Source organism: Dyadobacter pollutisoli, assembly GCF_026625565.1.
In the GTDB taxonomy this organism is placed as follows: Bacteria; Bacteroidota; Bacteroidia; order Cytophagales; family Spirosomataceae; genus Dyadobacter; species Dyadobacter pollutisoli.
Map to the genome: position 1 here is coordinate 7,092,928 of NZ_CP112998.1, position 23,277 is coordinate 7,116,204.

The window sequence follows — 23,277 nt, forward strand, 5'->3', positions numbered from 1 at the left end:
GTTTTTGAATTGACCGGAAGCCGTTTCGCTCCCGGTCAATAGTCTAGTGAGAATCTCTTGTAACCTTATCCCCTGAACCTCCTTTGAGGAAATCCAGGTCGGCACCTTCATGCGCCTGCATCACGTGGTTGATGTGAAGATTAACATAACCCCGGTTGTAACCCATATCCAGTGGCTTCCACAATGTACGCCGACGCGCCAGTTCTTCATCCGATACTTCCAGGTTGAGTTTTCTGTTTTCAACATCCAGCTCAATGAAATCGCCGTCCTGCACCAGGGCCAGCGTTCCGCCGACCGCAGCTTCCGGAGAAATGTGCAAAACAACTGTTCCAAACCCGGTACCGCTCATACGTCCGTCGGATATCCTTACCATATCAATGACACCCTGCGCCAGCAGTTTTTTTGGCAGCGACATATTACCCACTTCCGGCATGCCCGGGTAGCCTTTGGGTCCTACATTTTTCAAGACCAGGATACTATTTTCATCCACATCAAGGTTTGGATCGTCCAAACGTGCCTTGTAATCATCAATATCCTCGAAAACAATGGCCTTACCGCGGTGTTGCATCAGTTCAGGTTTCAATGATGCCGATGGTTTGATCACCGCACCGTTTTCACACAGGTTACCACGAACCACAGCAAGACCTGTCAGATCTTTCACTGGCTCAGCCAATGTACCGATCACACTGGGATCAAAACATTCGGCCGACGCGCAGTTTTCGGCCATAGTCTTACCATTCGCGGTAATTACGCCGTCGTGCAGCATTCCTATCATTTCCTTGATCACAACAGGCAGGCCGCCCGCATAATAGAAGTCCTCCATGAAGTAACCTCCCGAAGGCTGCAAATTCAGTAGCAGCGGTACTTTTGCACACAAGTCATTGAAATGATCAAGAGAAAGGTCCACGCCAATTCGTCCGGCAATCGCCAGCAAGTGAATCACAAAATTAGTTGAACCACCAATCGCTGCATTGAGCATGATTGCGTTCTCAAATGCTTCTTTGGTCAATATCTGAGAAAGACGAAGGTCTTCCTTCACCATTTCCACGATCCTCCGGCCAGACAGCTGTGCCAAAACTTTCCTGCGCGAATCAGCGGCCGGTATCGCCGCGTTTTCAGGCAGTGTGAGCCCCAGTGACTCTACCATACACGCCATTGTAGAAGCAGTACCCATTACTGCGCAGTGACCGGCGCTGCGGCACATACATGCTTCTGCAGTGGTAAATTCGTCCTGCGATATCTCGCCTTGCCGGTACATTTCGCTGAAACGCCACAGGTCACTGGTACCAATGGTCTTGCCACGGTAACGTCCTGTAAGCATGGGTCCACCGGAAACCACGATCGTAGGAATGTTCACACTCGCAGCACCCATTACAAGTGAAGGCGTGGTTTTGTCGCAACCGCAGAGCAGCACAACGCCGTCGATCGGGTTGGCACGGATTGATTCTTCCACATCCATGCTCGCAAGGTTGCGGAAAAGCATTGCCGTAGGCTTCATGAGCGTTTCTCCCAATGACATCACCGGAAATTCGAGTGGAAAACCACCTGCTTCCCACACACCGCGTTTCACTGACTCAGCTAGCTCACGGAAATGGCCATTGCATGGCGTCAATTCTGAAAATGTATTACAAATGCCGATTACAGGCCTTCCTTCAAACTCATCTGCCGGATAGCCCTGGTTTTTCATCCAGGCCCTGTATATAAATCCGTCTTTTCCCGACTTACCGAACCATCCCCGGCTGCGTAATTTATTTTCGTCCATTAGTTGCCATAGTTTACATGTAAATAAGTAAAGGAGGCTATCAGTAAAATATAATTCCGGCAGCCCTTTAAAATAAAAATTGTATCTTCGTTTTACACGTGCCCGGATTATCCATGACTGTTTTCAGAGGTTATAAATTGTTGTTTTACTTACTTTTACAATTGGTTGCACTACCTTCTATTGCACAGTTCCAGGCCGACAGTTTTATTGAAAAGTTATTAAAAAAGCATCCGGAACGCTTCTCAGAAATTCTCAATAATCCAGATAAGTACCGGATACAGGTATTGTACACCCGCATTGACCGGAACAAGAAAAACGAGCCGCACTTTACCACACATGGGTATAGAGTGAACAGCGCTGAATATTTTTATCCCGCAAGTACCGTGAAGCTGGCCGCTGTCGCACTGGCTTTCGAGAAAATGAACAAGCTAGGATATGATAAGTACACCCCCATGTTCACAGGTGCTGATCGGCCGGAACAAACCAAGGTGGATGCGGACACTACATCTGAAAGCGGGTTGCCTTCTGTTGCCCATTATGCCAAAAAAATACTTCTTGCCAGCGATAACGACGCGTTTAACAGGTTGTATGAATTTATTGGCCAGAAGGAATTCAATGATAGTTTACATCACAAAGGATTTACAAATACGCGGATCGTCCATCGCCTTGATTCACCCATGGGGGCCGAAAACAATCGTTATACCAATGCAATTCGTTTTGAAAGAGGTGGAGAAATAATATTTGAACAGCCGGCCAGGTATAATGAGAAGGAATTGAAAGCTCCTGAGCAGATTCTCTTAGGCAAAGGATTTATGAAGGACGGCGTGCTAGTTAATGAGCCTTTTGATTTTTCAAGTAAAAACTTTTTCCCGCTGGAAGAACAGCATAGGTTATTGAAGACATTGTTCTTTCCGGATCAGGTACCGCCTGGCCAGAGATTCAATCTGACGCCTGATGACTATGGCTTTTTATATCAGTACATGTCCCAATTTCCGGTTGAGACGAGCTTTCCGGCTCACTATACCGATGATCTTTACGATGGTTATGTGAAATTTTTGCTTTTTGGAGCTACCAAAACGCGCTTGCCGAGGCACATTCGATTATTCAATAAATGTGGTGACGCATACGGCTTCCTGTTGGATAACGCCTACATCGCGGATTTCGAAAAAGGGATCGAGTTTATGCTCACCGCCGTGATCTATTGCAATGCAGATCAGATTTTCAATGACAATAAATATGATTACGACGAGATTGGCTTTCCATTCATGGCTAATTTAGGAAAAACGATCTTTGAGTATGAACTGGACAGAAAGAGATCCGTGAGGCCTGATCTGAGCCGGTTCGAAGTAGAATACGATAAATGAAAAGATTAAGAAACCCGAACCTTCAATTTAGGGGCGATCTGACAGATGTACAGATTCAGAAGATGGCCAATGATCAACAATGCAGATCCCGCATAGCCCAGCCACGCGAATATAACGTGCTTCCCCTCCAATATTAGTGAGGTAGAAAACAGTACCAAAGCTCCCCAGAGAATAATCCTTACCGGAAGCGACTTGTGATTACGGGTAGCGTAATAAACCGCGATACCGTTGATGAGGATAAAGAAATAGTCCAGCGACAACATGCCAGCGTGCTCGTGATGCGACGCTACGGAGGACCCAAATGCCAGAGCAGGCATTAGCAGGCAATGTATGATACACAATACAGAACCTAGTATTCCAATATAATCGGCCTTGCCATGTGAGTGCGATGCTTTCATTCCTAGATACAATAACGTTGCAAAAATACGGTGATTGAGCTTAACTTGCAACTGTGTTGCAGAATATTTTTTAACCAAACGGCCCATTACTTTTCAGGAGAAGGCGAAAGGCCGTGATATTTTAGAACTTAGAACTTAACTTTGGCGGTAAAGGTTTTACAATAGAGGAACTGTACAATTTTATCAAACTGTTGGAAACAATGGATCAATTAAGAGAAACACTGAAAGGACATCAACTACGCACGACAACGTGCCGTGAAGACGTGCTTTCAACATTTATAACCAAGAAAAATGCATTGTCGCATGGAGATCTGGAAGGGGCGCTGGGAGAAAGTTACGACCGTGTGACCATTTACCGAACGTTAAAAACTTTCCTCGAGAAAGGGATCATTCATAAAGTACTGGACGACGAAGGGCTCCGATATGCCTTATGTTCACATAGCTGCTCGGAAGAAAAGCATCACCACGATCATATTCATTTCAAATGCAGTGAATGTGGCGAAACCAACTGTCTGGAAAATATGCGCATTCCTGCAGTGAACTTACCTGAGGGATATCAGGCTGAAAACTTTAACCTGCTGATTCAGGGAGTTTGCCCAAAATGCAATTGAGTTTGTGAGATCATTCACTCAAAATCGATCTCACAAACAAATCTTCACATGACTATTTGACTTTCAATGTAAAGTCAAGATTGACATCGTCACTTCCAGGCTCAGGCTTTCCATTTTTGGCCCCAGGCTGGTGACGCAGCTGAACCTTCAATTTCCCATCGCCGGCAGCACCGGTAACCGCCTTTCCAGTCAATCCGATCACAAAATTGTTGACATCCTTATCGCCGTAAGTGTAAGTCATAAGAGAAGCAGGCGATGGCGTGTACACAAACAAATGCTCGTCCGACTCTTCTTCAACCTCCTTGGTGATGTCGTCGACAGGTGTTTTACTCTCATCCAGCAGCTCAATCGTAAGCGTATAGGTTGTTGCGGGTTTCAACGTAATCGTATCGAACTTTGTAGCTGCATTGCCACCGTCGCCGTCGGCATCTTTATAGGAGAATGAAGACACGTTCGTCGTTCCTTGTTCGGTAAATTTAAGGGTTACGGAAGTGATCAGCTCGTTTTCGTCATCAGGTTTTACGTCGCTTCCCGAATCCTTGCATTGGGTGAAAGACATTCCCACGCCGACAAGTAACATCCAGGTTAATTTACGGTTCATTTTCATAAGTAACAGGTTTATGTATTGGTACTAAAATTCTTTTTAGGCGCCAAACTTCCATTTCAGGCGCAGGGAGCCGTTTCTTCCCATATCATTGGCATAATAGCGGAACCGGTTCAGGTAGTCACGGTAAACGGTATTGAACAAGTTCTGGACGCTAACACCGATTTCAAGCTGCTGTTTTTCAGTTACGCGAATCGTCGCACCCGCTTGCAGGCTCCATAGTGAATAAGCTTTGGGCGGCGGCAAAAAATCACTTGCCGGTGGAACGCGTTTTTGTTGTGCTACAAAAAGATTTCCGGCCGAGATAAACACTTTCTGCCATTTGCCAACATCAGGCAACTCGTATTTCAATTGATTATCCAACCGGTTAGGCGGTATCATCACGAGGTAATTATCAGCTCGCTGATCGTACACCCTCAAATAACTAAGCTTGCTGGACACGGTAGTGTGCCTGATAAACTCCCAGCTCGCCGACACGTCAACACCTTTAAAAGAAGCATCAGTTTGCGTGTATTTGAAGTAAGGAAATGCGCCCCTGACAGTCAGAATTGGCTCGGGCTGTGGTTTTAGATAAATGAAGTCAGAGATATAATTATAGTAACCACCGATCTCGAGAGACCATTTGGCGTCGGTATATTTTACGCTTCCAATAGTATTCAATGCTTTTTCGGGCTGCAATGTCGCATCGCCTTTTTCATAAGCCGCAGCACCATGATGGACACCGTCGCTGAACAACTCGCTTACATTCGGTGCCCGCCAGGCAGTACCCACATTTAGTCTTGCCGAAAAGCGTTCCGAAAAATTCCTCGTCGCACCCAATGTTCCCGAGAAATTGTGGAATGTAAAGTGGTCCGCAACCTTTTCCCGGTTCACGATCCGGTAGGTTTTCAATGTCCGGTAATCATATCTCACGCCCGCTTCGAGTTCCCAGCCATTTTTTACATACCGCTCCATCCAGAACAATCCGATATTGAACTGATTGAAGTTGGGTATCAATGGCCGCCCGTTCATCAGGTTATATTGGTACAAAGTGCTGACACCCAATTGTCCCGCAATTTTCCCGGCGATGGGTTTGTGGTCCCAAATCACATCATTGGTTAATGTCGTCAATTTAAATGTGAGCTCAGGGTGATTGAGCGCAGCTATGGAGTCGTTTCGTGGCCGGTGCAGGTCATACTCATTCCGGTCGTTGATTTGCCGGGCAATGGTCCATTGAAAACGGTTTCCATTTTGGAAATGGTAATGTGTTTCCGCCTTTAAAAGCTCGTGAGTAACATTCTGGTTCGGCCTTCCGATCGCATAGTTAAACCCTGATTTGACAAACGGTTCGCCATTTTTAATGACATTCAACAAGTCAGTAATGCTCCCAATGTGTGAGCCTGAGAATATCCCGATCTTGGTGTCGAACCGGCTGTAAAAAACATCAACACCCAGTCCTTTATGTCGGTAACCTGCCGCCAGCGAGAAGTTTTTCTCGCTAATGCCTGTATTGTCAAGATAATAGCCGGGAGTTTTAATGTTACCTCCCCGTTTGATCGTTCCCTGCGTTCTCCATCCAAATCCCTTGAAACCCTTTATCCCGCCCTGCACAGTACCGGATAAAACGCCCTGGCGACCATTCGTAAAACCCACTGCATTGGCTTCACCACTTAATGATTTGTCGAAAGGGAGTTCTTCCGGCTCCACTAAAATCACGCCTCCGATCGCGTCAGAGCCATAACGCACACCTGCCGCACCTTTCACGACAGAAAGTCTGGTCGCGATGAAAGGATCAATTTCAGGCGCGTGCTCCGAGCCCCATTGCTGACCTTCCTGGCGTACACCATTGTTCATGATCAGGATCCGATTGCTATGCAAGCCATGGATCACCGGTTTTGAAATAGATGAACCGGTTTGCAAAGTGGTAACTCCCGCTAGCCCTTTGAGACTTTCTCCTAAATTCTGGCCCCGCGTTTTTTCCAGATCACTGCCACTCAATGTCGTTAAGGGCTGAGAAGAAGGCGCGTCGGTGCGGTGGGCGGTAATCTCCACATCCTTTAAATGCACTTCCTGTTCCAAGAGATTGAAATTCTCTTCGTGACCGGCTGTAAGGTCCAGCTTTTGCCGGAAAGAATTGTATCCCACGATCCTGCATTCGAGCGTGTATGAGCCCGGACAAAGGTTACGCAGTTCATATCTGCCATTTTCATCCGTGAAAACGCCGCTATTTTGTCCCAGGATCAATACGGTCGCACCTACAATCGGTTGCCCGCTATGCTGATCCTTTACTATTCCTTTCACAAAACATCCGCAGTCGGTCTTCTGGGCGTGGGAGACAATTGAAACCAGTAAAATCAAAAAAGAAAGAAGGAGTCGGCTCATTAGATACAGTTGTAACTATATTCTTTTTGTTACAACGTTGCAAAAGTATTACAATTGCAACTGTGTTGCAATTAAAAACAATAACTATTTTATCATTTTTACAGGCTATTACCTGCTGAGATGTAAATTTGCAGTCAATTACCTGCCATTTCGAATTTTGTCTGACATACTTTTTACTAAAATCCTGCTCATGCCTCCGCTTATCGCGGGTGTAACACTTGCCGTCAGAAGGTGGGGTGAGGGCTGGGGAGGCTGGATCGGAGGGTTTCCCTGGGTAGCAGGGCCCATTTCATTCTTCATCGCTTTGGAACATGGAGCGTCTTTCGCAGCTTCCACTATTAACTCTGCTTTGTTAGGGTCAGTTGGTACAATCCTGTTCGCACTGGTTTATTCGATTGTGTCCTCCCGGTTGTCGTGGCTACCCACGGTCATGATCAGTTACGTTGTTTTCTTTATTGTGGCATTGTTGTCACTGGGCCAAAGCATGTCGATTGCCGCAGCAGTTGGCTTAAACCTGGTCGTACTGACGGCGGTTTTATATTTTTTTCCAAAACCGAAAGCCAAAACAGATTTCAGGAAACAACCACTTTATGACATTCCCCTGAGAATGCTCGCCGCGACATTTTTCGTGGTAGCAGTGACGCAGGCTGCCGATTACCTGGGGCCAACTTGGAGCGGCATACTTACGCCTTTTCCGATCATGACATCGACGCTCGCGGTTTTTACGCACGCTCAGCAAGGCTCGGACGCGGCGATCAGGATACTTTATGGATTACTTTTGGCCGGATACGGCTTTGTAGCATTTTTGGTGGGAGTGGCCTGGCTGGTGCCACAAATGCCGATTGGCGTCGCATATGGCCTGCTGACCATTGGTACTATGATCATCAACGGGATCACCGTAAGGTTAATCCGCTGATAGGCACCAGCGGATTAACGCAAATTCCCGTTAAACTCTTTCCAGTTTGACAGGATAAGTCTTCTTCGCATTCCACTGACACACGTAGATGTTTTGCTCATTATCGATACAAACATCATGGCAATGCATGAAAATTGGTTTCTCCTGCAGCATCAGCTGTAACTCTCCATTCCGGTACTCAGGTTTGGTACCTCCGGGGTTCGAAATTACCTTATTGTTTTTGTCAAGAATCGTCACAAAGCCAGAGTTCGGTGTCTGGTTCAAGTAACGTAACCGCGACCAGCATACGCCAGCGTACAATGTATCGCCGCTGAAAACTGGCCGACAAACGAATGCTCCTGGCAGGAATATCGTGCTAATGTATTTACCATCCAATGTAAATCTCTTGAATGCATTGTGAGCGCGGGAGGTAACCAGCAGGGTAGGGTTGGCCTTGTCGCGATAATCGACTGCTATGCCGTGTGCTGTGGAAAACTGTCCGTCGCCATCTCCCGATCCGCCAAATTTGTCAATAAATTCTCCTTTTTGATTGTATCTTAAAATCCACTGTGACCCGTAACCGTCCGCCACGTAGATCGTCCCGTCCGGACCGATAGCCGTTTCCGTGGGTTTGAATGCGTCTGCTTCCTTATATGCACCAACTTTCGAAGGATGCTCGATGGTGAGCAGGATTTTGCCTTTAAGATCAGTTTTGAAAACTTTACCGGTATTGGGATCGCAGATAAACAGAAACTCTTCTCCGTTGGCGTTCCATAACGTCAGGCCGTGTCCTCCCGGAAATTCATGTCCCCAGCTTTCCAGCAATTTGCCCGAGCGGTCGTAGATGAGAATGTTGTTTTTGATTTCATCACCCACCATAATGAGCCTTCCTTTGCTGTCCTGCACCATTTCGTGGCAGTTATTTACCGGAAACTGTGCAGCATCCAGGTTTCCCCAGCCCTGGTGCACCTTGTACTTATGGCTACCATGCCCGATGACTTCGCCATCCACTTTTGGCTTGGCTTTCAGGATATAAAACGGTTTAAAAGTCAGGGCAGCAGCTGTTACAGCTGTAATTTTCGCAAACTCGCGACGGGATTGTGTATCGGACATGATAAGTCTTTTATTTAAAAAAGACAATGTATGTACATTCTTACTATTGTATGGTCAGAGATTTGCTTAGGTTGCTGAATAGCGCTTTCCGTAGCGGTTCAGCCAGTCCATTAAACGGTTCACGTCCTGCATCCTAAACAGCTCACTACCCGAATTCATGGTGGCCGCTGAACCACAGGCAACCCCCATACGAACTGCTTCCCGATAGGATTTACCTTGTGAAAGCGTCCATACTATGCCGGCAAGCATGCTGTCACCTGCACCGACAGTACTTTTTGGCTGAACGGGTGGGGCAGGAATGTGTTCCACCTGGTCCTCCGTCACAAGCATAGCGCCCATAGCGCCCATAGACACGACTACGATCTCGCATTGCCCGCGAATGATAAGTGCCCTTGCGGCATCATCGACTTCGTCCATTTCAAGCTTATCAACACCTACCAGCTCACTGAGTTCGGTAATGTTGGGTTTGAGAAGGTAAACTCCTGCCTCTGTGGCATAGCGGAGTGCGTCGCCGGAAGTATCCGCAATAAAACGGGCTCCCTGGCTGTGCGCGATTTTCGCGATCTGACCATAAAAATCAGCTGGTACTCCCGGAGGAAGGCTGCCACTCGCGATAATGTAGGATGGTTTTGGATCCAGCTCTTCCATTGTTTCCAGAATGGAGCGTACCTCGGTAGGCATCATTTCCGTTCCCGGCATTCCAAATCGGTACTGGAAACCTGTACTGGTTTCGAGCACGTGAAAATTCTCCCGGGTCCATTGTTTTGTTTCAATGACCATGGTTTCCACGCCTTCGCTTTTAACAAGTTTGTGAAGACGCTGCCCGGTAGGGCCGCCAATGGTAAAGATAGCGACCGGATTTCCTCCCAGTCTGTGAATAGCTTTGGCTACATTGATACCCCCGCCTCCTGCCTCAAAATTGGGTGTCTCGCAACGCAGTTTATTATCGGGTACGATGCGGGCTACATTAGAGCTTTTGTCGAGAGCAGGATTTATTGTAAGGGTTACAATGGGTCCGGTTGCCATAGAAGTACGGTTTTCTGAGTTAAAACCAACAGATTGAAACAAGCTGTTGAACTAATTTACGCGAATAAAAGAAAAAAAGCGATGTTCTCAGCGTTCCTGTCAATTTCTTCACACAACTACCAGCCCATAAACGTTAAAATTGCCCGTCTGTAATGTCCCAGCCGCCATCCACAGTGAGCACCTGGCCTGTTGTGAATTTGGAATATTCAGACATTAAATAAACCGTGGCGCCGTCCAGGTCGGTTGGAGTACCGTAGCGACCGCCGTCCAGTGGCTGCTTACTGGTAACAAACTTTTCAGACTGGTCAGTTGTGTCCTCGCTGCCTTGCAGAATACCAGGCGAAAGGACATTTACACGAATATTTTTTGAAGCGTATGAAGCTGCGATGGATTTAGAAAAACCTATTACGGCAGATTTAGCGGTAGCATAGGCATGATTGGCAAAATGACGCGAGGCTGGGGAAAAGCCGAGTACTGAGCTCATATTCAGAATGGTACCGCCCTTATTCATTCCCATGAACGTCCTGATCGCAGCCTGGTTGGAAAGCATCAGAGAGGTTAGGTTGAGATCCAGCGTCTTGTTCCAGCCTTCCAGCGAGAGATCATGCAATGGACCGTCGCCAAATTTTTCACCGCTTCCGCCGGCTACATGGTAAAGCCCGTCGAAGCTTCCAAATTCCCTGATACAAAGCTGAATCGCGTCGAGAGCTGTTTGAGGATGGGTCGCATCGCCTGCCTTGGCACGGGCAGTATGCCCCAAATGCAGCTCGGCAACCAGGCAGTTTTCAGGATTGCGGCCAACTACGACCACATTTGCACCGTTTCTTACAAAAGCTTTGGCAGCAGAAAAGCCCAGGCCAGTCGTTCCTCCAATAATTACAATAGACTTATTTACTAACCAATTTTCCATTCTCTGAATCAAATTTTCATGCAAAGTAGGATTATTGATATAAAAAATAAAACGACCTGTGCCCACTTTGAGCGCACAGGTCGTCTTGAAAAATGATTAATGCCGTTTAAGCCACGGAGCGCAATAGTGACATGGAAGATTTTTCAAATTTATCTTTCGCATAGTCCAGCGAGAGCGTGAATTCTTTAACATCTTTTTGTGAAGGCAGGTCGAACATCGCGTCGGTCATGATCGATTCACAGATCGCTCGCAAGCCACGTGCTCCCAGTTTGTAGCTCATCGCCTGATCCACAATGAAGTCCAGCACCTCATCCTCGAAATGTAATGTAATGCCTTCCATCGCAAATAACTTGCTATACTGCTTCACCAAAGCATTTTTTGGCTCCGTCAGGATGCGACGTAAAGTTTCGCGATCTAATGGATTTAAATGGGTCAGTACTGGCAGACGGCCAATCAATTCAGGGATTAGTCCGAAAGATTTAAGGTCCATTGCTGTCACATAACGCATCAGATTGCCTTTGTCGAAAATTTCAATGATGCGGTTATCGCCGGAGAACCCTATCGGTCTGGTATTGATTCTTTTACCGATATGTCTTTCAATACCGTCGAAAGCGCCACCGCAAATGAACAGGATGTTTTCAGTATTCAGCGTGATCATTTTCTGATCTGGGTGCTTGCGTCCTCCTTGTGGCGGTACATTCACCGACGAACCTTCCAAAAGTTTAAGCAGCGCTTGTTGAACTCCTTCGCCACTGACATCACGTGTTATGGAAGGGTTATCCGATTTGCGGGCGATTTTATCTATTTCATCAATGTAAACAATGCCGCGTTCGGCTGCTTCCACATTGTAATCTGCGGCTTGTAACAACCTCGTAAGGATCGTTTCAACATCCTCGCCTACATAACCGGCTTCTGTTACCACGGTAGCATCAGCTACGCAGAAAGGAACTTGTAAAATGCGGGCAATGGATTTGGCAAGATAGGTTTTACCGGTACCGGTTTCGCCTACCATAATGATATTTGACTTTTCAATCACTACATCGTCATCCGTAGTAGTCTGGTTCAGCCTTTTGTAATGATTATAAACTGCTACTGCCAACGAACGTTTTGCCTCGTCCTGTCCAATCACATATTGTTCTAGAAAACGCTTGATTTCGGTTGGGGGAATGGATTTTAGTTTGGGAAGCTTTGTTTTCTTTTCCTTCTTATCTTCCTTTGAACCCAATTCTTCTGTAATTACCTGATGTCCCTGCGCAATGCAGTGATTACATATGTGTGCATCAATTCCGGAGAGTAATAAATCTACTTCGTTTTTTTTACGTCCGCAGAACGAACAACTTACTTGTGCCATTGATTCGATATAAACAGTTATTGGAATTTCCGGTTTGTAGTTTCAGAACTATTGTTTACAAACCGCGATTAAACCGTGAAATCTCTTAACAATAAGACTTTAATTATTGTTTCAAAAATCTCTTGTACCTGAGACGGTGACTACGATGGGTACAAATTTCCGGTTTTTTAGTCGGGTTACCAAATTGCGGGCCTACCACATACTAAAAAGCACCCGGACAGACGCGCTGCCGGGTGCTTTCGCAAAAAAAAAATACTCAATAATTATTTGTCTCGCGTCAATACTTCGTCGATCAGACCATATTCTTTCGCTTCTGTAGCTTTCAACCATTTGTCACGGTCAGAGTCTATTCCGATTTGCTCAGCAGTCTGACCTGTGTGGTTAGCAAGGATTTCGTACAACTCATGACGCAACTTCACGATCTCGCGGGTTGTGATCTCAATGTCAACCGAAGTTCCCTGCGCACCGCCCGATGGCTGGTGGATCATCACACGTGCATGGGGAAGAGCTGAACGCTTTCCTGCCGCGCCACCTGCCAGCAATACGGCTCCCATGGAAGCAGCGAGGCTGGTGCAAACCGTCGCTACGTCGGGACGAACATACTGCATGGTATCATAAATCCCAAGACCCGCGTAAACAGAGCCGCCGGGGCTGTTAATGTACATCAGAATGTCTTTTTTCGCATCCGCCGATTCGAGGAAAAGAAGCTGGGCAACAATGATGTTTGCGATGTTATCGTCAACTCCCGTTCCCATAAAAATGATACGGTCGGCCATTAAGCGTGAAAAAACATCCACTTCACGGAAGTTCATCGGACGCTCTTCGATTACCGAGCGGGTCATATTTTCAACTGTGTGGTTTACGTAACCGTCTACTGTCAGACCGCTCATTCCAAGGTGGTGAACGGCATATTTTCTAAATTCATTTCCGTGATTCATCGATAAACTTAAATTTTAATTGAATTTATATTTAAAGGGCAAATGACTAAAAGAACAAAAAGCAATTTATGTTAGTTTCTGTTTATAATCCCGCTTACTGATTCTTTGCTTGTCACAAATTTGAGTAAATCATTGAATAATCCTTGTCTATTCTTGTGATAAATTATCGAAAATTGCGAGGATGAGTTGAGAAGGTGGTGATTACATTGCATTATTAAATTGGTTTTACAACAGAATAACATACAGGCGCTATGAATGTTGCATCTAACTTATCCGAAAAAATCAGGCAGATCAGACTACAAAAAGGCCTTTCACAGGAAAATATGGCTGATATGCTCGGCCTGTCTACCACCGCCTACGGCGATATGGAAAGGGGCCGGACGGAATTATCAGTTTCACGACTCGAAAATGTGGCCAAGTTGCTGGACGTTCCGCTACACGAACTGTTAGGCTTTGACGCAATGACAATGTCTGAAACGGAATGGCTACGGCAAGAAAATACAAGGATACTCGCCGAAAACCGCAGACTGCAGAATGAGCTGGATCAATGGAAACTGAAATTCAGGCAATGGTTTGGAGAGGGCGTTATCCGGGAGATCGGGGAAGGCAGGGAACGGATAGGCTTTTAAATAAAAAACACTGGCCCAGTGTGGGCCAGTGAAAAAAAATATTTCATGAATAGGTGAATCAGGCAGCTACTTCTTCGCCTTTTGCCAATTTCTCAAACTCACTCACTTCGATAGTCTGTTCGTCGGTAGTAACCTGGCTGCGGATAATTTCCAAAACCTTGTTATCAAAAACCTGATTGAAGATGCTCGTATAGTTGTCACGTTCTTTGTCAGCAAGGTAACCTTGTGCTACGCGATCAATGGTTTCTTTCATGCTTTCGTCGTCACCATAAATCCCGAACTGGCCTTTTACCATTTCGCGCGTAAATGCAAGGATTTCCGGGTATTCTACTTTAACACTTTCTTTATCGGCGATCTTATTTTTGATCAGGCTCAGTTTCAGTGATTTCTGGAAATCTTCGAATTGCTCCTCAATCTGCTCGCGGGTAAATTTGCCTTCGTTGGTACGTTCCAGCCAATCTTTCAAAAAGTCAGCAGGAACTTCGATAGCGATGCTTTCCAGCAATGCATTCTCGATATCACGACGCAAAAGTGCTTCTGTTTCGCGCTCGTAGTTTCCTTTAATGATTTCAAGGACCTTTTCGTTGAACTGCTCTTCGGTTTCAACCTGGCCAGCTCCTAAAACTTTGTCGAAAAACTCCTGGTTCAATTGTGAAGGTGCTGAGCGGGTTACGTCTTCAACAACCAATGTATATTCACCTGAAAGCTCAGCAGTGTCTTCTTTTTTCTTACCGGTAACGTGAGCGATCGCCGCTTCGTCGGTAAATGTATTCTGGATATCAAAAACGATCACATCGTCTTTTTTAATACCAATGAACTTCGAAACGCTATCTTCTTTAACCTGTTTGGTAGGAATGGCAGTACGGGTAGTGAATTCAGAAGTTTCTTGTTTCAACTCACCGAAGATCATATCACCCAATTCACTCACCTCAGGATGAAGGCTTTCTGCAAATCTTTCGCGAAGGCTGTCAACAGTTTTAGTCAGTTCATTATCGTCCACATTGATTGTGTAACGTTTTACAGCAGGAAGCTCAGCAAGATTTACTTCGAAATCAGTTGCAACACCAAGGTCGTAGCTGAATTCAAATTGGCTTGGGCTGTCCCAGTTTACTTCCGCCGCTTTTTCACGATCAGGAACAGGGTCACCTACTACCTGCAGTTTGTTTTCTCTGATGTAGTTGCTCACCGCAGTGCTCAACAGGTTGTTCACCTCGTCAACCAGTATGCTTTTACCATACATGCGCTGAATCACATGGGATGGCACTTTACCCGGACGAAAGCCTTTCAGGTTAACCTTTTTGGAATAATCCTTGATCACTTTATCAACTTTGGGCTGATAATCTTCTTTGGTCAACGTAACTTTCAGAGAGGCTAATGTTGGCGAATTTTTTTCTAACAAAACTTCCATGTGTCGCTTATGCTAATGGTAAATACCTTTAAGATTAAATAGAAAAGAAAAACAAAAATGCCCTCAAAACGAAGTCCTGAGGGCATTTGACGGGTTTAACTTTCGGAGCAGTTCATCTTTCTAAATTGAGATAGGAATCTGACGCCCCGTCATTCCCTTGTAATTTGTACGGGCGGAGGGAATCGAACCCCCACGCCTTGCGGCACTAGATCCTAAGTCTAGCACGTCTACCAGTTCCGCCACGCCCGCTCACTTATACCCCTTGCTCGACGCCTTTTGTCGAATTGGGAGTGCAAAGGTATCGTTATTTTTTAGATACATCCAAACTTTTTTTAAAATTTTATCTTTTGGTAGAAGTATATTGAAAAATGTCGCCAAAATTTGTTATTTTGGTGAAGCATACCAATTAGAATATCGCAGTGGAGCAACTCGTTGAATCCCTCACCATTGATCTGGAACAGGAGCGTAAGGATATCCTTAAAAAATACCGCAGGCTATTACGTACAGCTAAGCCTTTTTTGAAGGATAATGATGCCAAACTAATCAAAAAAGCCTTTTATACTTCCGTAGACGCACATAAAGATATGCGTCGCCGGTCGGGAGAACCATATATTTACCACCCGCTTGCCGTTGCTCAGATCGTCGTTGAAGAGATCGGGCTAGGTACAACGGGGATCGTTGCGGCACTTTTGCACGACGTTGTCGAAGATACGGATATGCGTATTGAGGACATCGAACGGCTGTTTGGAAAAAAAGTTGCAAAAATCATCGACGGGTTGACGAAAATCTCAGGAAGGTTTGAATACGGCTCGTCCCAGCAGGCAGAAAATTTCCGGAAAATGTTGCTGACATTGTCAGACGACGTGCGGGTGATCCTGGTAAAGCTCGCGGACAGGTTGCATAATATGCGTACCCTGGACAGTATGCCGCGCGATAAGCAGCTGAAAATCGCTTCCGAGACTATTTTTATTTACGCACCGCTTGCTCACCGGCTTGGGCTTTACAGTATCAAATCCGAGCTCGAAGAATTATATCTCAAATATACCGAGCCGCAGGAGTACCGGGCGATTGCGAGAAAATTAAGAGAAACCAAGGGTATCCGTGATCGCTTTATTGCCAAATTCATGGAGCCGATCGCACAGGACCTGGAAGCTGCCGGCCTGAATTTTATATTGAAAGGACGTCCCAAATCGATTTATTCGATCTGGAACAAAATGCGGAAGCAGAACAAGCCTTTCGAGGAAATTTATGACCTTTTTGCCATTCGGATCGTGCTGGAATCTTCCGCAGAAAATGATCGTGAAAAGGCGATTTGCTGGCAGGCATATTCCATTGTGACGGATCATTATAAGCCAAACCCGGACCGTTTGAAGGACTTTTTGAGCACGCCGCGGGCTAATGGTTATCAGTCGCTGCATTCGACGGTAATGAGTAAAAGCGGGCAGTGGGTGGAAGTCCAGATCAGGACTTCGCGGATGGACGAGATCGCTGAAAAAGGTTATGCCGCTCACTGGAAATACAAAGGCAACGATACCAAAGTGCGTGGTAACATTGAGCAGTGGATCACGCAGGTGCGCGAGACGCTGGAAAATGGTTTTGGTGACAAAACGGCTGCTATTGAGTTCCTGGACGAATTCAGGAGCAATTTATTCAATGAGGAGGTTTTTGTATTTACACCAAAAGGAGAACTGAAAGTGTTGCAAAGCGGTGCTACTGCGCTCGACTTTGCATTTGATATACATTCGGAAGTAGGGGCACATTGCATGGCTGCCAAAGTGGGCGGGATACTGGTGCCGATCAGTTACGTGCTCAATAATGGGGATCAGGTAGAGATCATTACTTCCGGGAAACAGAAGCCTAATGAAGACTGGCTACGGATAGTGGTTACTTCAAAGGCCAGGGCGAGGATCAAGGATTTTCTCAAAGAGGACAATCGTCGATACGAAACTGACGGGCGACAAATGGTTGAGAAAAAACTAAAAATCCTGGGAATAGATCTTACCGCTGAGGTTGTAAACCAGCTTCGCGCTTTTTTCGAATGTAAAACAGCCACCGATTTTTTTTACAGAATCGGTAAAGGGTACATTCAGCTTGATGAATTAAAGAGATTTAAAAGAGATAAAGAAGCCAAGGAACGCAAAGCCAACGACAATGCCCATGCTACACCGGCACCAAGTGGCAGCGGCGATGGAAAGACGTTAACGAAGTTTTTGAAGCATATTCATGGCGATCGTGCGGACAGTGATACCTTACTGATCGGTGACGACATGGATAAGATCGACTATAAATTAGCTCCGTGTTGTAATCCGATTGCAGGTGATGACGTTTTTGGTTTTGTCACCATTAATGAAGGCATTAAAATTCACCGTACCACCTGCCCTAATGCCGCGGAACTGATGTCTAAGCACGGTAACCGTATCATCAAAGCCAAATGGGAGTCAAGCAAAGATGAAGCATTCCTCGCCGGACTTTATCTTTCGGGAACGGATCGCGTCGGGCTTGTAAATGACGTGACGAGGATTATTTCCAACGAACTTCACATTAATATGAGGGGACTGACCATCGATACCAAGGATGGTGTTTTCAATGGTGATATCAAGCTTTATGTGCAGGATACGCGACATTTGGATATCCTGATCGGTAAGCTTGAACAGGTAGAAGGAGTATATAATGTTCAAAGATTTGATACGAATCTCAGTGGTAAATAGTTGATTGAACCATTACGGTCGTCAGATGTTATTGAATTGGTATTTAACAGGATAGTCTAAGTAAGACTTCCGGAGTAACTGTGATTTAAGTAAAAAAGCGTATTTTCGCGCAAGAATATCAGAGATATGCCACAAGCCAGCAAACCAAATTTCGAAGCCGCAAAGAAAATCTTAACGGCTTACCTGGAAAACAAAGGACTACGTAAAACACCTGAGCGTTTTGCGATATTGGAAGAGATCTACACCAGGGAAGATCACTTTGATGTAGATGAACTCTACATCAGCATGAAAAATAAACGCTATCGGGTGAGCCGCGCTACTGTTTATAATACATTGGACGTACTGGTTGACTGTGACCTGGTTACCAAGCATCAGTTTGGCAAGAACCTGGCCCAGTTCGAAAAATCCTACGGCAATAAACAGCACGACCATTTAATCTGTACAGACTGCCATAAAGTAATGGAGTTTTGCGATCCTAGGATCCAGTCGATTCAGAACATGGTAGGAGAAATGCTGAATTTCAGTGTGATGCACCATTCGCTTATTTTCTATGGAAACTGCACGAAGGAAAATTGCCAGAACCGGAATGAGATAGCCCGGGAAACAACGGCGGTATTCGAAGACAGATAATGCATTAACATCAGGACTGGCGGGTAATTGCTCCCGGTCCAACCTTACACCATATTAGTTTCAGTAATCATAAATTGAATGAAAGTTGACGTATTACTTGGTCTTCAATGGGGAGACGAGGGAAAAGGTAAAATTGTGGATGTTCTGGCACCACGTTATCAGGTTGTAGCCCGTTTTCAGGGTGGGCCTAATGCCGGGCATACACTGGAATTTGACGGAATCAAGCATGTTTTGCATCAGATTCCTTCCGGTATTTTTCGCAGCGATATCCAAAATATCATTGGAAACGGTGTTGTGCTTGATCCGATTGTGTTTAAAAGAGAAATCGAAAATCTGGCAAAATACAACCTTGACCTGATCAGTAATTTATTTGTTTCCAAAAAAGCATCGATCATTGTTCCGACACACGCTTTGCTGGATGCAGCCTATGAGCGCTCCAAAGGTGATTCTAAAATCGGCTCAACTTTGAGAGGAATTGGTCCGGCGTATCAGGATAAGGTGGCAAGACTAGGGTTGCGTGTAGGAGATGTACTTTCTCCAAATTTTGCAGATAAATATAAGAAACTGGTTGACGCCCATAAAGTAATCCTCGATTTCTATTCTTTCGATTATTCGGAGGTGCTTCCAAAGTCGGAAGAGAATTTCTTTGGAGCAATTGAATTCATGAAGCAATTCACGCTGGTTGATAGCGAGTATGTTATCAATGGAGCATTAGCAGAATCTAAAACTGTTTTAGCAGAAGGCGCACAAGGTTCTTTGCTGGACATTGATTTCGGATCTTACCCATTCGTGACAAGTTCCACAACCATGGCGGCTGGTGCTTGCACGGGCCTTGGCATCGCTCCAAGCCAGGTAGGAGAGGTTTTTGGGATATTTAAAGCTTATTGCACACGTGTTGGAAGCGGACCGTTCCCTACTGAATTGTTGGAGGAAACAGGTGAAAAAATGCGTCAGGAAGGCCGTGAATTCGGTGCTACTACCGGACGTCCCCGCCGTTGCGGCTGGCTCGACCTGCCTGCATTAAAATATGCCATTATGATCAATGGAGTTACTCAGCTGATCATGATGAAAGTAGATGTTTTGACGATTTTTGACAATATCCGTGTTTGTACCAATTATCGTCTTCCTGATGGTACATTGACTGACCACCTTCCATACGATTTGTGTGATGAGACGGTTGAGCCGGTTTATAAAGACTTCAAAGGATGGCAGCAATCATTGGATGGTATTCACGATTTTGATGCTATTCCGCAGGAACTTTTGGCTTACGTGAAGTTTTTGGAAGAGGAGTTGAAATTGCCAATCACATTCATTTCAACAGGACCGGACAGAGAAGCATTGATCAGTAGAGAAGCAGCAACGTTGTCGATCTAGTATCTTATTTAATGTACCTTAGGAGACTTTGTCAGCCTGAGTGGAGTCGAAGGCACATACGCACGTGCCTTCGACTCCACTCAGGCTGACAAGCGTTAGGGCTAAATGAACCATTGTTTTACGCTCAGGCTGACAAATGTTAAGCCAGCAAATTCAAAACATCTTCACGGCTCAGGGATTTAATAAAACCTTCTTCATTTGAAATCAGGTCATCGGCCAGCTGTTTCTTAGTTCTCTGCAAAGCCAGAATCTTCTCTTCTACCGTATTTTTGGTAATGAACTTATAAGTAAAAACAGTCCTATCCTGCCCGATTCTATGCGCTCTGTCCACAGCCTGCGCTTCTATCGCCGGATTCCACCACGGATCCAAAATAAACACGTAATCAGCCGCGGTAAGGTTAAGCCCCAACCCGCCTGCTTTTAAGGAAATCAGGAATATTTTAATGCCTTCGTTGTTCTGAAATGTTTCTACCTGCTCCTGACGATCGCGAGTAGAGCCGTCCAGGTAGGCATAAGTAATGTCTTTTTCATCCAGGTAGGAGCGAAAAAGATCCAGATGCTTAATGTACTGGCTGAATATCAAAATCTTGTGATCCTCGCTGATGACCGTTTGCATTTTGTACAAGACGTCCTCGAACTTGCCAGAACCATGTATGTAATCCGGATTGACCATTAAAGGGTGGTTCGCAAGTTGACGTAGCTTCGTAAGTCCCTGTAACACCACCAACTGCGACTTGGATATGCCATCGGTGTCAATGCTTTGCAGGATCAGGTTCCGGTAGTAAGCTTTGGCCTCTTCATAAGCCTTTTCCTGTTCCTCCGACATATCACAGTACTGAATGCTTTCAACCTTTTCAGGCAAATCAGTAGCGACCTGTGATTTTAGCCGCCTTAAAATAAATGGCTTGATAAGGTTATAAAGCTTCTTGGTCTTTTCTTCATCACCTCTTTTTTCAATCGGGATTTGAAATTCGTCCCGAAAAAATGACTGGCTTCCAAGCAGGCCGGGGTTTACAAAAGACATTTGTGACCATAAATCCAGCGTATTGTTTTCGATAGGGGTGCCCGTCAGTACGAGTCGCTGGGCAGCATTTAGCTTTCTGACTGATTTTGTAATAATGGAAGCAGGGTTCTTAATGGCCTGCGATTCGTCCAGGATCACATAGTTGAACCGGTAGTCCTCCATGATATCAATGTCCAGCCTGACGATCCCGTAAGAAGTCAATATCAGATCATATTGATCAAATTGTGACGTATCCTTTTCCCTGTTGGTGCCTGTGTATAGCAAAACCCTCATTTCAGGCGTGAAACGTTTCGCTTCCAGCTGCCAGTTATAAAGCAGGGAAGTAGGCATAATAAGCAACGAAGGTCGGTTGGTGCCTGCTTCTTTCTCGTGTTGAAGCAATGCAAGCGTCTGGACGGTTTTTCCAAGTCCCATATCGTCGGCAAGGCATCCGCCAAACCGGTATTGCTTTAAAAATTGCAGCCAGTCGTAACCAGTTTTTTGGTATGGACGCAGAGTGCCTTCGAATCCAACCGGCGGATCGATGGATTCAATGTGGTTGAAATCACGAAGATTTTCGAGTTTTCTGCTGATAATGGCAGTGGCCAGATTTTCTTCTTTCAGCTCCTGGACCAACGCGAGGTGATGCATTCGCAGACGTAAATTTTCGTCGTCACCATGGTGTTCTGTAAAAGAAAAGAACTCCGAATATTTGGTAAACCACCATTCCGGAATGACCGCTACTTCACCATTGGGCAGGATGAATTCCTTTTTTCGGTTGAGTATATAATTTCGGAGCTGGATAAATGGTATCTCAAACTCACCGAATCTCACCTTTGCATTGATATCAAACCAGTCCCTCCCTTCCTGAATAGAAATGTCGAGAGACGAATAGCCCAGGAAATACCGCTTGGCATCCGCCGTGTTTTGCCTTACCACGATCCCGTTTTCAGAAAGCGTGCCTACATTGCTTTGCAGCCACCCAAAAGCTTGGGACTTTGGCATTTGAACCTTGCCGTTCCGCATATTGAGCCCCCATTCTTTCAGTAGCCGCACATTCTGGCTCTCAACCTCAATATTCCGCTTCACTTTATTAAACAGGTAATCATTTCCCCTTTTTTCCATGTGAACACTGGACGGATGAGCAAAGCTGTCGTAGCGAAACGAAAAATTGGCATACTGAAATGAGAGATCAAACGCGACATCATTGTCCTCTTCCTCAATGATCTCCACCTCGCCTGAGTCCTGAAAAAGCATAGGAGCCTTTTTGGAAGCGGTTATGTATTCAGAAATGGTCAGTACCGTTTTGGGGGATGAAGACACATTCCGGATTTCAAAGCCCCTCGCTACCACATCATAAGAGGCGATAAGCGGAGCGACAAACCTGCCATAGTACTGTTCCTCGACCTGGCCGGGAATAGCTATGAATTTCTTAGCCAGAAACGGCTTGATCTTTTTTCCGTCGACATTCCCTTCAAAGTGGTATAGATGTCCGTCCAGCACGAGCCAGGCAGGATCTTCACAAATCAGGAACGCATTTTTATATTGAAAATCGAGTTTTTGAAACCGGTGACGGATCGTCGGAAAGTAATGTGTATTGTCCTCATTTCTGATAAAATGAAAACGGATCGTAGCCTTTTCTGTTTCCCAGGAAACCGGTTTCCACAACGGATTGCCGTCACTGCCCATTATAAACAGGTCTTTACCGGTTAGTCTTTCCAGAATGCGGGCTTTGCAGTTTTCAAGATAGCCCGCAATGGTTTCCTGGATCACTTTGTCACCTTTTTGTGGATCGTAAACTTTGAGAAAGAAATCTACGGCACTCAGTTTTTTGGTATTGAATTTGCGGAGAATGGCGTCCTGCTGGATATCATCGATCAATCCGACGAGCTCAAAGTCCCTGTTGTCCAGTTCGGCGCGGAATTCTTTGATGTTTTTGGAAGAAATGTTCTGTATTTGAAATGAGAAATCTCCCTGATGATTCAGCTGCACTACAAATGACTCGAAGATGTACCCCAAATACTCATGATTCAGAATTGAATAAACAATCTTAAATGGTTCTGAGGGAGAGACTTTCATTTTTTATCGTTGGCTAATGATGGAGTGTTGATGATCAAGAGGTTGAATAGAATTAAAAACAGCCTCTTTGCGATTTCGAAAACTTCAAATATAGGTTAAATGAGGGCAAAAAA

At 45.4% G+C, this 23,277-nt stretch carries 18 protein-coding genes and 1 tRNA gene; 7 read left to right on the forward strand and 12 right to left on the reverse strand.

Going from position 1 to position 23,277, the window contains the following annotated elements:
- Positions 1-43: 43 nt before the first annotated feature.
- Positions 44-1,762, reverse strand: coding sequence for an IlvD/Edd family dehydratase (locus tag ON006_RS29450; RefSeq protein ID WP_244821759.1), 1,719 nt, complete (start codon positions 1,760-1,762; stop codon positions 44-46).
- Between the two features lie 113 nt (positions 1,763-1,875).
- Here ON006_RS29450 and ON006_RS29455 point away from each other — a divergent pair, with 113 nt between their 5' ends.
- Positions 1,876-3,126: a serine hydrolase gene (locus ON006_RS29455; protein WP_244821760.1), complete on the forward strand. Its 1,251-nt coding sequence runs from the start codon at positions 1,876-1,878 to the stop codon at positions 3,124-3,126.
- A 5-nt stretch (positions 3,127-3,131) separates the two neighbouring features.
- Here the strand turns inward: ON006_RS29455 and ON006_RS29460 are convergent, their stop codons facing one another.
- Positions 3,132-3,524, reverse strand: coding sequence for a MerC domain-containing protein (locus ON006_RS29460; RefSeq protein ID WP_244821761.1), 393 nt, complete (start codon positions 3,522-3,524; stop codon positions 3,132-3,134).
- Between the two features lie 200 nt (positions 3,525-3,724).
- Between ON006_RS29460 and ON006_RS29465 the strand changes: the two genes are divergently transcribed.
- The gene (locus tag ON006_RS29465; protein WP_244821762.1) at positions 3,725-4,135 is read left to right on the forward strand and encodes a Fur family transcriptional regulator; all 411 of its coding nucleotides are present in this window, start codon (positions 3,725-3,727) and stop codon (positions 4,133-4,135) included.
- Positions 4,136-4,187: 52 nt separating this feature from the next.
- On the opposite strand, the gene ON006_RS29470 is transcribed toward ON006_RS29465, so the two are convergent.
- Together ON006_RS29470 and ON006_RS29475 are read right to left on the reverse strand one after the other, a co-directional pair.
- Positions 4,188-4,742 carry a hypothetical protein gene (locus ON006_RS29470; protein ID WP_267609925.1) on the reverse strand — a complete coding sequence of 185 codons (555 nt, stop codon included), beginning with the start codon at positions 4,740-4,742 and terminating at the stop codon, positions 4,188-4,190.
- 36 nt (positions 4,743-4,778) lie between these two features.
- Positions 4,779-7,100: a TonB-dependent receptor gene (locus ON006_RS29475; RefSeq protein WP_244821764.1), complete on the reverse strand. Its 2,322-nt coding sequence runs from the start codon at positions 7,098-7,100 to the stop codon at positions 4,779-4,781.
- Positions 7,101-7,290: 190 nt separating this feature from the next.
- On the opposite strand from ON006_RS29475, the gene ON006_RS29480 reads away from it, so the two are divergent.
- A complete protein-coding gene (locus ON006_RS29480; RefSeq protein WP_244821765.1) occupies positions 7,291-8,016 on the forward strand; it encodes a hypothetical protein in 726 nt (241 codons plus the stop codon).
- Positions 8,017-8,046: 30 nt separating this feature from the next.
- Here the strand turns inward: ON006_RS29480 and ON006_RS29485 are convergent, their stop codons facing one another.
- From ON006_RS29485 to ON006_RS29505, 5 genes are all read right to left on the reverse strand, one after another.
- Positions 8,047-9,108, reverse strand: coding sequence for a 6-bladed beta-propeller (locus ON006_RS29485; RefSeq protein WP_244821766.1), 1,062 nt, complete (start codon positions 9,106-9,108; stop codon positions 8,047-8,049).
- 66 nt (positions 9,109-9,174) lie between these two features.
- On the reverse strand, positions 9,175-10,134 hold the full coding sequence (locus ON006_RS29490; RefSeq protein WP_244821767.1) for a 1-phosphofructokinase family hexose kinase: 960 nt from the start codon (positions 10,132-10,134) through the stop codon (positions 9,175-9,177).
- A 133-nt stretch (positions 10,135-10,267) separates the two neighbouring features.
- A complete protein-coding gene (locus tag ON006_RS29495; RefSeq protein ID WP_244821768.1) occupies positions 10,268-11,044 on the reverse strand; it encodes an SDR family NAD(P)-dependent oxidoreductase in 777 nt (258 codons plus the stop codon).
- A 106-nt stretch (positions 11,045-11,150) separates the two neighbouring features.
- The gene (gene clpX / locus ON006_RS29500) at positions 11,151-12,395 is read right to left on the reverse strand and encodes an ATP-dependent Clp protease ATP-binding subunit ClpX (protein ID WP_244821769.1); all 1,245 of its coding nucleotides are present in this window, start codon (positions 12,393-12,395) and stop codon (positions 11,151-11,153) included.
- A 263-nt stretch (positions 12,396-12,658) separates the two neighbouring features.
- Positions 12,659-13,333 carry a ClpP family protease gene (locus ON006_RS29505; protein ID WP_244821770.1) on the reverse strand — a complete coding sequence of 225 codons (675 nt, stop codon included), beginning with the start codon at positions 13,331-13,333 and terminating at the stop codon, positions 12,659-12,661.
- A gap of 251 nt (positions 13,334-13,584) precedes the next feature.
- Here ON006_RS29505 and ON006_RS29510 point away from each other — a divergent pair, with 251 nt between their 5' ends.
- Complete coding sequence (locus ON006_RS29510) at positions 13,585-13,962, forward strand: helix-turn-helix domain-containing protein (RefSeq protein ID WP_244821771.1); 378 nt, start codon at positions 13,585-13,587, stop codon at positions 13,960-13,962.
- A 58-nt stretch (positions 13,963-14,020) separates the two neighbouring features.
- Here the strand turns inward: ON006_RS29510 and tig are convergent, their stop codons facing one another.
- Together tig and ON006_RS29520 are read right to left on the reverse strand one after the other, a co-directional pair.
- Positions 14,021-15,370, reverse strand: coding sequence for a trigger factor (gene tig, locus ON006_RS29515; protein ID WP_244821772.1), 1,350 nt, complete (start codon positions 15,368-15,370; stop codon positions 14,021-14,023).
- 167 nt (positions 15,371-15,537) lie between these two features.
- Positions 15,538-15,619 (reverse strand) — tRNA-Leu (locus ON006_RS29520).
- A gap of 170 nt (positions 15,620-15,789) precedes the next feature.
- Here ON006_RS29520 and ON006_RS29525 point away from each other — a divergent pair.
- The 3 genes from ON006_RS29525 (at position 15,790) to ON006_RS29535 (ending at position 20,082) form a co-directional block, all read left to right on the forward strand.
- On the forward strand, positions 15,790-18,078 hold the full coding sequence (locus tag ON006_RS29525) for a RelA/SpoT family protein (RefSeq protein WP_244821773.1): 2,289 nt from the start codon (positions 15,790-15,792) through the stop codon (positions 18,076-18,078).
- Positions 18,079-18,204: 126 nt separating this feature from the next.
- Entirely contained in the window at positions 18,205-18,708 is a 504-nt protein-coding gene (locus ON006_RS29530; protein WP_244821774.1) for a Fur family transcriptional regulator, read from the forward strand.
- A gap of 78 nt (positions 18,709-18,786) precedes the next feature.
- On the forward strand, positions 18,787-20,082 hold the full coding sequence (locus ON006_RS29535) for an adenylosuccinate synthase (protein ID WP_244821775.1): 1,296 nt from the start codon (positions 18,787-18,789) through the stop codon (positions 20,080-20,082).
- A 139-nt stretch (positions 20,083-20,221) separates the two neighbouring features.
- Here the strand turns inward: ON006_RS29535 and ON006_RS29540 are convergent, their stop codons facing one another.
- On the reverse strand, positions 20,222-23,164 hold the full coding sequence (locus ON006_RS29540) for a DEAD/DEAH box helicase (protein WP_244821776.1): 2,943 nt from the start codon (positions 23,162-23,164) through the stop codon (positions 20,222-20,224).
- Positions 23,165-23,277: the final 113 nt, after the last annotated feature.